This is a genomic window from Agromyces subbeticus DSM 16689, assembly GCF_000421565.1.
In the GTDB taxonomy this organism is placed as follows: domain Bacteria; phylum Actinomycetota; class Actinomycetes; order Actinomycetales; family Microbacteriaceae; genus Agromyces; species Agromyces subbeticus.
The window spans coordinates 17,701-30,672 of the sequence record NZ_ATXG01000003.1; the positions used below are offsets into that span (position 1 = coordinate 17,701).

Here is a 12,972-nt window from a genome sequence, read left to right on the forward strand (position 1 = left end):
GCAGGAGGCATGATGATCGATTCCGCATTTCCCATCATCGAGGTCACCGACATGGAGGCCGCGCTCGCGTTCTACCGCGACGGCCTCGGCGGCGAGGTGCGCTACCGGTTCCCGCCCGACGGCGAGCCGGTGTACGTCTCGCTTGCGACGGGCTCGACGACGATCGCGCTCGGGGTGACCGAGTCGCCATTGCCGCCGGGCAACGCCCTGCTCTGGTTCTACGTCGACGACGTCGACCAGGTGACGGCCGCCCTCGCTGAGGCAGGCGCGCGAGTACTCGAGGAGCCGACCGATCAGCCGTGGGGCGAACGCGTCGCCCTCGTCGAGGATCCGTTCGGCACCCGGGTGCACCTCGGCGCATCCATCGGCCAGGCGAGCAGCTAGCATCCAGGGATGGTCCCTGTCGAGAACCTCTGGGCATTCGTCGTCGCGTCGGTCGTGCTCATCGTGATCCCCGGCCCGAGCGTGCTGTTCGTGATCGGGCGTTCGCTCTCGCTCGGCCGCCTCGGCGGGCTCCTCAGCGTCATCGGCAACGCGCTCGGCATGGTGCCGCTCGTCACGGCCGTCGCGCTGGGCGTGGGCGCGATCGTCGCCGAGTCGGTCGTGCTGTTCACGATCATCAAGTTCGCCGGTGCCGCCTACCTCGTCTACCTCGGCGTGCAGGCCATCAGGCACCGAGCGGATGCCGCGGCATCCGTCGATCGCAAGCCCGCCCCGCGTTCGCACTGGCGCCAGCTGAGCGAGGGCTTCGTCGTCGGCGTCACAAACCCGAAGACGATCGCGTTCTTCGTGGCGGTGCTGCCGCAGTTCGTCTCGTTCAGGGCCGGGTCGATCCCGCTGCAGCTCTTCGAGCTCGGCGTCGTGTTCATCGTGCTCGCGCTCGCCTGCGACTCGGTGTGGGCGCTCGCCGCGAGCGCGGCACGCGGTTGGTTCGCGCGTTCACCGAAGCGGATGTCGCAGCTCTCGGCCACCGGCGGCGTCATGATGATCGGGCTCGGCGGAGCGCTCGCGCTCAGCGGCAACAAGCACTGAGCACCACGCAGAACTCGTCCACGGCGCGCCCGCGTCCACACCTGTGGATGGGCGAGCGTCGTCCAGCCGCATCGTCGATACGCTGCGGCGATGATGCATCCGTTCGAGATCGTGGCCGAACCCGTGCGCAGGAGGATCATCGAGGTGCTCGCGGTCGGTGAGCATCCGGTGGGGATCCTCAACGACATCGTCGCGATGGAGTTCTCCGTCTCCCGATCCGCCGTATCGCACCACTTGCGGATCCTGCGGGACGAGGGAGTCGTCAGTGTGGCGCCCGACCAGGGGCTGCCGCAATCGCGTCTCTACGTCGTGAACGGCGAGTACCTCGAACGACTCGACCAAGCCGTCGGCGAGCTGTTTGCGCTGTGGGAGCAGCGCTACGGCACCGGAGTCGGACGGGCACCCGGGTTTCCTGCCCGACCGACGCCATCGGTACGAACACCGCACGCGCATCGCGCCGGCCGGCGTGGACAGCGCGGACGCCCGAGCGGATGGTTCGACGTGTCGACGACAGCGATCGAAGACGACGGCCGACCGGCAGAAACAATTTCGTAAACCGGTATGCCAGTTCCCCCTCAGCCGACCACTCCCACAAACCCATATGCCAGTGCCACCTCAGCGATGAGGGTGTGAAGTCTCATGACCTCGTGGACACTTCTGTCTCGGGACCTCAGTGATGAGGGGGAACTGGCACACGACATACGGACGACTCTCAAGCGATCAGGAAGAACAGGCATTCCGATCTCGGCGCAGCCGGGGCGGCATCGCATCGGCGAGCCACGTAGCATCGACGGGTGGCCCTCGCCAAGATCCTCCTCTACTACGTCTTCACGCCGCTCGCCGACCCCGATGCGGTGCGGCTGTGGCAGCGCGATCTCGCTGAGTCGCTCGGCCTGCGCGGCCGCATCCTGATCTCGGAGCACGGCCTGAACGGCACGCTCGGCGGCGAGATGGGTGCGCTGAAGCGCTACGTTCGCAAGACGCGCGACTACCCGGCCTTCAAGCACATCGACTTCAAGTGGAGCGCTGGCACCGGCCTCGACGAGCACGGCGCCAGCCTCGATTTTCCGAAGCTCAGCGTGAAGGTGCGCGACGAGATCGTGTCGTTCGGCGCACCGGGCGAGCTGCGGGTCGATCCCGACGGCGTGCTCGGCGGCGGCACGAAGCTCAGCCCTGAAGCCCTGCACGAGCTCGTCGCCGAGCGCGGCGACGACGTCGTCTTCTTCGACGGCCGTAATTCGCTCGAGGCGGCGATCGGGCGGTTCGCCGGAGCCGTCGTGCCCGACGCCGAGACGACGCGCGACTTCGTCGAGCTGCTCGACTCCGGCGAGTTCGACGAGCTCAAGGGCCGCCCCGTGGTGACGTACTGCACGGGCGGCATCCGCTGCGAGGTGCTCTCGAGCCTCATGACGAGCCGGGGTTTCGGCGAGGTCTACCAGCTCGACGGCGGCATCGTGCGGTACGGCGAGCGCTTCGGCGACGATGGCCTGTGGCAGGGCTCGCTCTACGTCTTCGACCAGCGCGGCTCGATCGACTTCAGCGACCACGCTGCGGTCATCGGTTCGTGCACGGGGTGCGGCAGCGCCACGAACCGCACCGTCAACTGCACGGATGCCTCGTGCGACGCCGAGTTCGTGCTGTGCGAGTCGTGCAGCGCGAGCGCGTGCCCGGCGCACTCGAACTCGCCGGTCGAGTAGCGAGCGCCAGCGAGCGAATCGAGACCCCCGTCGACGCCGGACGACCTCACCGGGCAGACATCCACGGGGGCGGCAGCATCAGCGCCCCGCCGAACATCGGGTAGGGCACCTGGGCGCACTGCTCGGCGAGCTGTACCCAGGGCCGGTTCAGGCCGAGTGTGCCGTACTCGCGCACGATGGAGACCCGGTCGAGGTCGAGCACCGAGAACAGCACCTCCTCGCCGCCGCCGGCGTGCTGCATGATCGTGCCCTCGGGGTCGACCACGACGCTCTCGCCGACGCCCGAAGGAGCCGAGCCGTTGAGGTTGACCACGAACACCTGGTTCGCGAAGGCGTTGGCCCGCGACATCACGACCTCCATCTCGCGGTCGCGCGTCGTCGTGAGCGTCGGCTGGATGATCACCTCGGCGCCGAGCCAGGCGAGCTGCCGGGCGACCTCGGGAAAGCTGCCATCGAAGCAGATCGCGAGGCCGATCCGGCCTCGCCCGGGAATGTCGAAGGTCACGAAGTCGCGCCCGGGCTCGAGTTCCTCGTACGGCTGCCACGGGAAGAGCTTGCGATAGCGGGCGACGATCTCGCCCTCGGGCGAGATCGCGATCGCCGTGTTGTGGAGCCGATCGTCGTCGCCGCGCTCGACGAGGGAACCGGGCACGAGCCACACGCCGAGGTCGCGCGCGAGCTCGCCGAGCCGATCGGTCAAGGGGCCGGGGACGGTCGTCGCGGCGCGCTCGTCGAAGTCGGGGTCGGCGACGAGCAGCGGTCCGGGCGCCGCGAGCAGCAACTCGGGCACCACCACGAGGTCGAGGTGCGGCCGGAGCGCGACGGCCGCGCGCACCTGCGCCTCGAACCGCCGCCACGTGGCGTCGAGGTCGCCGGCGACGGCGCCGGTCTGGATGGCGGCGATGGACAGGGCGCGCACGTCAGCGCTCCTCTCGGTCGAGATCGGAAGTGCTCGCGACCACGAAATCGTGGTCTCGAACGGTGCCGACCGGAATCGTCTTCCGCCCGAAGAACTCAGGGAACACGGGTCGCAGCACGAGCGTGATGACCACGCCGACGGCGAGTGCGCCGACGCCGATCCAGAACACGGTGCCGACGCCGAGGATCGACTCGCCGACATACTCGGGCGACGCCATGTCGACGGCACTCGCGATGAACGCCACGACCATCAGCAGCGCTCCGATCGCCGGCAGCACGCCCGCCATGACGAGCGTCGAGGCGCTGCGGCGCATCGCGGGTGCGAAGTAGACGATCGCGGCGATCGCCGTCGCCGCGTAGTACGCAGCCACGAGCAGGCCGATCGCGAGGATCGCGAGGCCGATGAAGTCGCTCGAGATGAGGGTCAGCACGACGATGGTCGCGACGCTGATTCCCGCCCACCAGTACGTCGCGACGTCGGGCGTACGGAATCGCGGGTGCACGCGGGTGACGGCCTTCGGCAGCGCCGGTAGGTCGCCATGCTGAGCCACGACCGGGGCGTGCTGACGGCCACCGTGAAGAGGGCGGCCAGGGCCGAGAGCCCGATCGCGAGCGTGATGACCCTGCCGAAGACGTCACCGGTGGCGAGCGGACCGAGCACCGAGAGCACGTCGTCGATCGCGGCATCCGAGGTGATGAGTTCGACGCCGCCGAACCCGAGCGCGGCGACCGAGGCACCGCAGTAGAGCACCAGCAGGATCACCGTCGACACGATGACCGCACGCCCAGGGGTGCGTGAGCGGTCGGTGGTCTCTTCGTTGACGGAGATCAGCGCGTCCCAGCCCCAGTAGATGAAGAGGCACAGGATGACGCCGGCGACGAGCCCGCTCGGATCCCCCGCGGCGAACGGGTTGAACCACGCGGCGCTGATCGGTTCACCGGTCGACGGCGCGGTGCCCGCGGCGATGGCGGTGAACGCGCCGATGCAGAAGCCGCCGATCGCGACGATCTGCAGTGCGATCAGGGCGTACTGCACCCAGGCCGCGAGCTCGATGCCGCGCACGGCGACGGCAGCGCTCAGGGCGATGAGCCCCACGGCGATCGAGATGATCGCGAGCGGGTTCTCGGCGACCGCCTCGAGCCCGACCGAGGCGAGCAGGTAGACCGTGGCCACCTGGGCGAGCGCGGCGGTCGCGATGAAGGTCGCGATCTGGGGAACCCAGCCGCCGAAGAACCAGCCGGCGAGCGGGCCGAGTGCCCGGGAGATCCAGACGAAGACGCCTCCGCAATCGGGCATCGCCCGGTTCAGGTCGCGGAACGCGAACGCCGTGAAGAGGATCGGCACGAAGCCGAGCAGGAAGGCGGCCGGGGTCTGCACGCCCACCGCACCGACCACGTAGCCCAACGTCACGGCGAGGCTGTAGGCGGGGGCGACGGCGGCGAGACCGAGCGCGACGATGCGGCTGAGACCGATGGCGTTGCTTCGCAAGCCCTTGCCGGTCACCTCCGGAGCCGGCTGGTGCACCGCGGGTACTGGGGTCGGACTCATCGGGTCTCCTTCGACGGCGGGTGTTTGTCGAATGGCATTCAAACAACGTTCTGATCTGGTGTCAATCAATTTTCGAACATCATTCGAAGAACTTGCCGGTGCGACTTCGGCGGGCAGTGCGTCGCGTGCGGCAGAATGATCGGGATGCCTCGCCCGAACCGCAGAGCCGAACGCCGCTTGGCGATTCTCGACGCCGCGCGCGAGGTCGCCGTGCGCGAGGGTGCTGCCGGCACCACGCTGCGGGCCATCGCGACCGCCGCGGGCATGGAGTCGTCGTCGGTGTTCTACTACTTCGGCGGGCTGAACGAGATCGTGCGGGAGCTCGTCTTCGCCACGAGCGACCGCTTCATCGCCACGATCACGGCCGCGGTCGCCACGGCGACGACACCGACCGAGCGACTGCACGCGGCGATCGAGGCCGGCTCCACCGGCGGGCTCGAGGGCGACGACTCGCGCATCCTCTACGAGTTCTGGGCAGCCGGCTTGCGCGACGAGTCGATGAACGACGCCGATCACGCCCTCGACCGTCGGCAGGTCGAGATCTACCGCGGCATCATGAGCGACGGCATCGCCACCGGCGATTTTCGGCCGCGCATCGCGGTCGACGAGATCGCCTGGTCGCTCGTCGCACTCGAAGACGGCCTCGTCATGGACATCCTCGCCGGCACGAAGACCCGTGACGAGGTGACGACCCTCATCCGCTCGGTCGCCGAGGCACTGCTCGACGTGTCGCCTGGCGCGAGCACCGAGGTGTAGCCGACCGGCGCCCTCACCGAGAGCGCACGCGGGGCCGCCGGGCGTACGCCCGCGCGTTACGGCTCGACAGGGCGAGCAGCACGAGGATGTCGAGCGCGAGGGTGATGAGCGTCGTGCGCAGGGTGATCTCGGTGTCGGCGCCGAAGTAGTCGATGGCCGACCACGTGATGCTGAGCGTCGCGAAGATCATGACGGTGATGCGGGCCCAGTTGCTGCCGCGGAAGATCAGCAGCGCGAGCACCACCTCGACGGCGAGCACGATCGCGCCGACGATGAGCACGACCACGAGCACGGCGTTCGAGCCGGCATCGACGGCGGCATCATCGTCGAGCGGGATGCCGAGATCCACCGTCACGACCTGCCGCCACTGCACGGCGAGCGAGAGCAGCCAGACGACCCCGGCGAGCACTCGGCAGACCACGAGGACCGCGCCGAACACGGTGGCAGCGGGCCTCGCCATGGTGGGGGCGACCGGTGGCGCCTGCACGAGACGGGCCGGCGACTCGAAGGCCGGGCGCTTGTCGACGCTCATCGCTCTGCCCCCCCGGGCACCGAAGGCGCGGGCGCCGCGACATCCGCTGCGCCCGCGGCATCCGCTGCCTCGATCGCCGCGACCGGCACAGCACTCACGTCGACGACCGGCAGGTCGCCGTCGGTGCGAATCGTGTCGCCGCCGCCGTTTCGCGAGTGATAGCCCGTCGAGAAGTCGGCGAGCACCTCGACGCGTGCCGCCGGGTTCGCGGCGATGACCGTGGTGACGATGTGGTCGCGCTCGATGTCGATGTCGGCGTCGATCTTGTGCGTGACCTGCAGTGTGAACAGCGAGAAGCCGACCGCCCGGTCGAAGGTGCCCGCCGCGAGCCACTCGACGCGGCGGCCGCCGGGCAGCATCCAGTCGTCGGGGGTTCGCCAGAACCGCACGTGGTGGCGCCGCGCGGGGTTGCCCTCGACCTCCTGCTGGTAGGCGAAGTCCTGCTGGCGCCCGAACAGGAAGAGCGGGCTGACCGGTGCCTCGTCGTAGCTGCGGCGGGTGACGGTCGAGGTCACGATGCGCCAGCTCGATGCCAGGTCGACGTCGTCGGCCCTGGTCCAGCCCGCTGCGCCCAAGGCTGCGTGCAGCGACGCCTCGTCGCCGTCGAAGGCGAGGTTCACCGGATCGCCGAGCAGTCCGTCGCTCGTTCGCGCGCGTCCGATGAAGTAGTCGGGCACGTAGATCGTCGTGAGGATGCGGTGCAGGCGCGGCAGCACGAGGTACGCGAGCACGAGCCAGAACAACAGGAAGAAGAGGATGCCGAACCAGCCGAACGAGAACGACTCGGTCAGCACGAGCCACGCGAGCCAGACCGAGGCGACCCCAGCGAAGACGAAGAAGAAACCGTCGAGGGCGGCGTTCACCGAGAACCGGCGCCGCGGCACCGGTTCGGTCGTCGCGCCGGATGCCCCGGCCACCACCTCCGACATGCCCCAATGCTAGCGAGGGGTGATCGCCAGGCGTCTAGGCTCTCGCCATGGCCTACGACGTCGCCCGCATCCGTTCCGACTTCCCCTCGCTCGAGAGCGGCTGGGCGCAGTTCGATGGGCCCGGGGGCACGCAGACGCCGCGGTCGGTGGGCGAGGCGGTGGCATCCGTGCTCACCGGGCCGCTCTCGAATCGCGGCACGATCGGCGTCTCCGAGGAGCGGGCCGAGGCCGCCGTGCACGGGTTCCGGCTCGCCATGGCCGATCTCGTCAACGGGCATCCGCGAGGCATCGTGCAGGGGCGCAGCGCCACACAACTCGCCTACGACTTCTCCCGCCACCTCGCGAAGCGCTGGGGCCCGGGCGACGAGGTCATCGTGACCCGGCTCGACCACGACTCGAACATCCGCCCGTGGGTGCAGGCGGCCGAGCACGTCGGCGCCACCGTGCGCTGGGCCGACTTCGACCCGGCGACCGGTGAACTGCCCGTCGAGGCGGTCACCGCTCTGCTCGGCGAGCGCACGCGCCTCGTCGCCGTCACGGCGGCGTCGAACCTCATCGGCACGATGCCCGACATCCCCGCGATCGCCGCCGCCGCGCACGATGTGGGCGCCCTCGTCTTCGTCGACGGCGTGCACTTCACGGCGCACGAGCTGCCCGACCTCGCCGCCCTCGGTGCCGACTTCTTCACGTGCTCGCCCTACAAGTTCCTCGGCCCGCACTTCGGCGTGCTGGCGGCGGCGCCCGAGCTGCTCGAATCCATCGTGCCCGACAAGCTGGCGCCGTCGACGAACGCCGTTCCCGAGCGCTTCGAGTTCGGCACGCTCCCCTATGAGCTGCTGGCCGGCGCCACCGCCGCGGTCGACGCACTGGCCGGCCTCGCCGGGGCGACGGATGCCGCGAGCTCGCGCCGCGCGAAGCTCGCCGCGTCGTACGCGGCACTGCACGAGCACGAGTCTGCCCTGCTCGCCCGCCTCGAGACGGGGCTCGCCGCACTCCCGGGCGTCACCGTGTGGTCGCGTGCGTCGCGCCGCACGCCGACGCTGCTCATGACGTTCGTCGGCCACGAGGCATCCGAGGTCACCAAGCGGCTCGCCGAGGGCGAGGTGCTCGCACCGAGCAGCAACTTCTACGCGCTCGAAGCCTCGCGTCATCTCGGCCTCGGCGACGCCGGCGGGCTGCGGGTCGGGCTCGCGCCGTACACCGATGACGACGACGTCGAACGCCTGCTCGACGGGCTCGCCGCGGCGCTGCGCTGAATCGCTCCGACGACTGCTGACACCACGACGGCGCGCAACGTCATCGGCGGCCGGCCATACGCTGAGACCATGACCCTCGCCGAATCCGCTGCCGAACTCCGCCGCCTGCACACCGCACCCGAGCTGCTGCAGGTGGTGAACGTGTGGGACGTCGTGAGCGCCACGGCCGTGGCCGCCCTGCCACAGACGCGCGCCATCGCCACGGCGAGCCACTCGATCGCGGCGAGCTTCGGCTACCCCGACGGCGAGCAGATCCCCATCGAGCTCATGCTCGACATGTGCGGTCGCATCGCGCGCGCCGTCGACGTGCCGGTGAGCGCCGACCTCGAGGCCGGCTACGGCGACGTCGGCGAGACGGTGCGACGAGCCATCGGCGAGGGCATCGCCGGCGCGAACCTCGAAGACGAGCTGAAGCCGCTCGCCGAATCCGTCGCCGCGGTGCGCGCCGTCGTCGCAGCCGCCGACTCCGAGGGCGTGCCGTTCGCCCTGAACGCCCGCACCGACGCATTCCTCCGCGGGCACGAGCGCCCGCTCGAGGTGAACATCGCCGATGCGATCGAGCGCGGGCTCGCCTACCTCGACGCCGGCGCGACGTGCGTCTTCGTGCCCGGCAACTTCGGCGACGACGTCGTCGAAGAGCTCGTGGCCGGCATCGGCCGGCACCGGGTGAGCGTCATCGGCCTGCCCGACGTGCCCGCCCCTGCGCGCCTCGAAGAGCTCGGCGTCGCGCGCATCTCGTACGGCCCGTCCACGCAGCGCATCGCACTCGGCGCACTGCAGGATGCCGCGACGGAGCTCTACGCGGGCGGTGTTCCGCCCCGCGGCATCCGCCCGCTGAACTGAGCAGATCTGCGAATCCCCCGCGCGACGGATGCCTCTGGCCGCATGCGCTCGCTAGGGTGAGCGTGAGGCGGCCTGGCCGCCCGGTCGTGCGGGGGCGCGACCAGCGCGGCCGAGCTCGCCCCCACGTGAGGAGAGCGCATGGCGAGCGGCATCCCCATCGAGATCTCGGGGCTCAGCAAGCACTTCGGCCCGGTGACCGCGGTCGACGATCTGAGCTTCACCGTGCAACCGGGCAGCGTCACCGGGTTTCTCGGCCCGAACGGCGCGGGCAAGACCACGACACTGCGCGTGCTGCTCGGGCTCGAGCACGCCAGCGCGGGCACTGCGACGTTCGGCGGCACGCCCTACTCGGCGCTGCCACGACCACTCGAGACCGTCGGCGCCGCGCTCGATGCGAGCTTCCATCCCGGCCGAACCGCGCGCAACCACTTGAAGGTGTACGCGACGGCGGCCGGCCTGTCGTCCGCGCGAGTGCCGGTCGTGCTCGAGCAAGTGGGCATGTCGGACTACGCCGATCGCCGGGTCGGCGGCTACTCGCTCGGCATGCGCCAGCGACTCGCCCTCGCCTACACGCTGCTCGGCGACCCGGGCGTCTTCGTGCTCGACGAGCCGATCAACGGGCTCGACCCCGAGGGCATCAAGTGGATCCGCGGCTTCCTGCAGACCCTCGCCCATGAAGGGCGCACGGTGCTCGTCTCCTCGCACCTGCTCAGCGAGGTGCAGCAGAGCGTCGACGAGGTCGTGATCATCGCGAAGGGCCGGCTCATGAAGAGCGGCACCCTCGCGAGCCTCGAGCTCGACTCGGCGCCTCGCACGATCGCCGACTCGCCCGACCGCCCGGCGCTCGCTGCGGCCCTCACGTCCGCCGGTCTCGAGTTCATCGAGGGACGCAGCGGGTTCATCGTCGACGAGCCCGACCCCGCCCGGGTCGGCCACGCCGCCTTCGTCGGGGGCGTCGAGTTGGCGGCGCTGCACCGACTGAAATCGGGGCTCGAAGAGTCGTTCCTCTCGCTCGTCGGCGAAGGCGAGGCGTCGTGAACCTCGTTCGCGCCCTGGGCGCCGAGTTCCAGAAGGTCTTCACGACCCGCATCTGGTGGCTCCTCGCGATCCTGCTCGCGGGCTACGTCGCCATCATGTCGGGTGGCCTGGGCGCGTTCCTGGGCTGGGCGAGCCAGAATCCGGATGCCGCGGCATCCACCGGCAACTCGGCGCCGCTGCCGGCCGGCCTCGATCTCGCGCCGCTCGTCTACAGCTTCGCGTCGTCGATCGGCTACGTGTTCCCGGTGCTGCTCGGGGCGCTCGCCGTCACCGGGGAGTTCCGCCACCAGACACTCACCCCGACGTTCCTCGCCGAACCGCACCGCACCGTGGTGCTCACGGCGAAGTTCATCTCGCAGCTCGTGATCGGCGCGGGCCTCGGCGTCATCGCCTTCGCGGTCTCCGTGGGCGCTGGGTCGGCGGCACTCGCCGCCTTCGGCCTCGACACCGGCCTCGACTCGAGCGACACATGGGCCCTCATCGGTCGCGGCGTGCTCGCCATGGCGCTGTGGGGCGCGATCGGCGTCGGACTCGGCGTGCTCGTCACGAACCAGGTCGCGGCGATCGTCATCGTGATCGCCTTCACCCAGTTCGTCGAGCCGATCCTGCGTCTCGTCGCCTCGCTCAGCGATGTCACGGCCTCGATCGGGCGGTTCCTGCCGGGCGCTGCGAGCGACGCGCTCGTCGGGGCATCCTTCTACAACATCGCCTCGCTCGGTTCGAGCGAGTCGCTCGAGTGGTGGCAGGGCGGGCTCGTGCTGGCCGGCATCGCCGTGGTCGCGACCGTCATCGGCGGGGCGACGACCTGGCGCAGGGACGTGTCGTAGGGGTGAACCGCGAGGAGCTCCGCCGGCTGCGCCTTCGGGTGCAGGGGCTGCGCGGGCTGCATGCGGCGTCGGCGCCCGCCGTCGTGCGCGACTTCGTCGCGGTGCAGGCGCAGGAGTTCGTGCCCGCGCAGTGGGGGCTCGCGATGCGGGTGCCGCCCGAGCGGCGGCCGGATGTCGCCTCCGTCACCGCCGCGCTCGACCGCGGCGAGATCCTGCGCACGCACGTGCTGCGCCCGACCTGGCACTTCGTCGACCCGACGGATGCCCGGTGGCTGATGGAGCTCTCGGCCGAGCGCGTGCATCGGTCGAACACGACGTACTACCGTCGCACCGGGGTCGACGGCGAGGCCGGGGTGCGTGCGCTCGACGTGGTCGCCGCATCGCTCGCGTGCGGGCATCGCACGAGGGCAGAGCTCGCCGCGGCGCTCGAAGCGGCCGGGCACCCCTCGAGCGGGCTCGGGTTCACGTACGTGCTCATGCTCGCCGAGCTCGAACGCGTCGCAATCAGCGGGGCGAACGTCGGCAAGCAGCGCACCTACGCGGCGTTCGACGAGCGCGTGCCGCCGTCGGCGCCGAAGCCGCGCGATGCCGCCCTCGTCGAGCTGGCCGAGCGATTCATCCGTTCGCGCGGGCCGGTGACCGACCGTGACTTCTCGGTCTGGTCGGGGTTCACGCTGGGCGACACGCGCCGCGCGTTCGCGACACTCGTCGATGCGAGCGCGGGCCGGGTCGAGACCGTCGAGGTCGACGGGGCGGTGCACTGGCACGATGCCGAGGTGACGGAGGCCGCGCGGGCCGGCGGGGTCGCATCGACGGCGGATGTCGCATCGCCGGGTGCGCCGACGGGCACTGTCGACCTGCTGCAGGCCTACGACGAATACATCATGGGGTACGCCGCACCCCGTTCCTATCTGCTGCCCGACGACGTCGAGTCCGTGCACGCCGAGACGTCGCTGCACGCGTTGATGATCGATGGCGTGATGGCGGGCCGGTGGGCGCCGGTCGTGCAACCGAAGCGCGCTGTCGTGCGGGTCGTGCCCTGGCGTGCGTTCTCCCGTGCCGAGGAGCGATCGCTCGCGGCATCCGTCACCGAGCTCGAGCGGTTTCTCGGCGTGCCGGTCGAACTGGAACGCGAGCCGCTCGACGACCCCATTCCCGGCTGAGCCGGCCGCCGTCACTCGGCACGCTGCTCAGTCGGCGGCAGCCCGCCGGTGCGCCTCGACCTCGGCCATGTTCACTTCGGCCCAGTCCTTCATGTGCCAGAGGATGGGCATCAGGCTCTCACCGAGGGGCGTGAGCGAGTACTCGACGTGCGCCGGAAAGACCTGCTTCACCTCGCGCGCCACGAGGCCATCGCGCTCGAGCAGTCGCAGCGTCTCGGTCAGCATCTTCTGGCTCGCGCCGGCGATGCGAGCGCGCAGCTGCGAGTGCCGCTTCGGGCCTTCGGCGAGCGGCAGCAGCACGAGCGTCGCCCACTTGGCTCCGATGATGTCGAGCACCTGACGCGACGGGCATTCGGCGAGGTACGACGCGTAGGCGTCTTTCGCGGCGGCGCGCTGCTGGTCGGCGGTGAGGGTCACGGTGTCTCCAGAACT

At 70.3% G+C, this 12,972-nt stretch carries 16 protein-coding genes; 10 read left to right on the forward strand and 6 right to left on the reverse strand.

Annotated elements, in window-relative coordinates:
* Positions 1-9 precede the first annotated feature (9 nt).
* The 4 genes from H521_RS0106210 to trhO all read left to right on the forward strand — a co-directional run bounded on the left by H521_RS0106210 (position 10) and on the right by trhO (position 2,729).
* Positions 10-384 (forward strand): VOC family protein, encoded by a 375-nt coding sequence (locus tag H521_RS0106210; RefSeq protein WP_022892162.1) that lies wholly within the window; start codon positions 10-12, stop codon positions 382-384.
* Positions 385-393: 9 nt separating this feature from the next.
* Complete coding sequence (locus H521_RS0106215) at positions 394-1,032, forward strand: LysE family translocator (protein ID WP_022892163.1); 639 nt, start codon at positions 394-396, stop codon at positions 1,030-1,032.
* Positions 1,033-1,122: 90 nt separating this feature from the next.
* Positions 1,123-1,587, forward strand: coding sequence for an ArsR/SmtB family transcription factor (locus tag H521_RS24910; RefSeq protein WP_022892164.1), 465 nt, complete (start codon positions 1,123-1,125; stop codon positions 1,585-1,587).
* A 239-nt stretch (positions 1,588-1,826) separates the two neighbouring features.
* Positions 1,827-2,729 (forward strand): oxygen-dependent tRNA uridine(34) hydroxylase TrhO, encoded by a 903-nt coding sequence (gene trhO, locus H521_RS0106225; RefSeq protein WP_022892165.1) that lies wholly within the window; start codon positions 1,827-1,829, stop codon positions 2,727-2,729.
* Between the two features lie 46 nt (positions 2,730-2,775).
* Here trhO and H521_RS0106230 read toward each other — a convergent pair whose 3' ends face one another.
* The 3 genes from H521_RS0106230 to H521_RS21765 are packed head-to-tail and all read right to left on the reverse strand — an operon-like array spanning position 2,776 to position 5,196.
* The gene (locus H521_RS0106230) at positions 2,776-3,648 is read right to left on the reverse strand and encodes a carbon-nitrogen hydrolase family protein (RefSeq protein ID WP_022892166.1); all 873 of its coding nucleotides are present in this window, start codon (positions 3,646-3,648) and stop codon (positions 2,776-2,778) included.
* Between the two features lies 1 nt (position 3,649).
* Positions 3,650-4,078, reverse strand: a complete 429-nt coding sequence (locus H521_RS26380) for a hypothetical protein (protein ID WP_245560942.1) — start codon at positions 4,076-4,078, stop codon at positions 3,650-3,652.
* Entirely contained in the window at positions 4,072-5,196 is a 1,125-nt protein-coding gene (locus H521_RS21765) for an APC family permease (RefSeq protein WP_245560943.1), read from the reverse strand. The genes H521_RS26380 and H521_RS21765 overlap by 7 nt, the downstream gene beginning before the upstream one ends.
* A gap of 144 nt (positions 5,197-5,340) precedes the next feature.
* Between H521_RS21765 and H521_RS0106240 the strand changes: the two genes are divergently transcribed.
* Complete coding sequence (locus H521_RS0106240) at positions 5,341-5,952, forward strand: TetR/AcrR family transcriptional regulator (RefSeq protein ID WP_022892167.1); 612 nt, start codon at positions 5,341-5,343, stop codon at positions 5,950-5,952.
* Positions 5,953-5,965: 13 nt separating this feature from the next.
* Here H521_RS0106240 and H521_RS0106245 read toward each other — a convergent pair whose 3' ends face one another.
* Both H521_RS0106245 and H521_RS21770 read right to left on the reverse strand, forming a co-directional pair.
* Positions 5,966-6,484, reverse strand: coding sequence for a hypothetical protein (locus H521_RS0106245; protein WP_022892168.1), 519 nt, complete (start codon positions 6,482-6,484; stop codon positions 5,966-5,968).
* On the reverse strand, positions 6,481-7,413 hold the full coding sequence (locus H521_RS21770; RefSeq protein WP_022892169.1) for an LssY C-terminal domain-containing protein: 933 nt from the start codon (positions 7,411-7,413) through the stop codon (positions 6,481-6,483). Before H521_RS21770 ends, H521_RS0106245 begins: the two co-directional genes overlap by 4 nt.
* Before the next feature lie 47 nt (positions 7,414-7,460).
* Here H521_RS21770 and H521_RS0106255 point away from each other — a divergent pair, with 47 nt between their 5' ends.
* From H521_RS0106255 to H521_RS21780, 5 genes are all read left to right on the forward strand, one after another.
* Complete coding sequence (locus tag H521_RS0106255) at positions 7,461-8,669, forward strand: cysteine desulfurase-like protein (protein WP_022892170.1); 1,209 nt, start codon at positions 7,461-7,463, stop codon at positions 8,667-8,669.
* Positions 8,670-8,738: 69 nt separating this feature from the next.
* Positions 8,739-9,512: an isocitrate lyase/PEP mutase family protein gene (locus H521_RS0106260; protein WP_022892171.1), complete on the forward strand. Its 774-nt coding sequence runs from the start codon at positions 8,739-8,741 to the stop codon at positions 9,510-9,512.
* A 138-nt stretch (positions 9,513-9,650) separates the two neighbouring features.
* Positions 9,651-10,550 carry an ATP-binding cassette domain-containing protein gene (locus tag H521_RS21775; protein WP_022892172.1) on the forward strand — a complete coding sequence of 300 codons (900 nt, stop codon included), beginning with the start codon at positions 9,651-9,653 and terminating at the stop codon, positions 10,548-10,550.
* Positions 10,547-11,377 (forward strand): ABC transporter permease, encoded by an 831-nt coding sequence (locus H521_RS0106270; RefSeq protein WP_022892173.1) that lies wholly within the window; start codon positions 10,547-10,549, stop codon positions 11,375-11,377. The genes H521_RS21775 and H521_RS0106270 overlap by 4 nt, the downstream gene beginning before the upstream one ends.
* Before the next feature lie 2 nt (positions 11,378-11,379).
* Entirely contained in the window at positions 11,380-12,540 is a 1,161-nt protein-coding gene (locus H521_RS21780; RefSeq protein ID WP_022892174.1) for a winged helix DNA-binding domain-containing protein, read from the forward strand.
* A 27-nt stretch (positions 12,541-12,567) separates the two neighbouring features.
* Here the strand turns inward: H521_RS21780 and H521_RS0106280 are convergent, their stop codons facing one another.
* Positions 12,568-12,957 (reverse strand): winged helix-turn-helix transcriptional regulator, encoded by a 390-nt coding sequence (locus tag H521_RS0106280; protein WP_022892175.1) that lies wholly within the window; start codon positions 12,955-12,957, stop codon positions 12,568-12,570.
* Positions 12,958-12,972 lie beyond the last annotated feature (15 nt).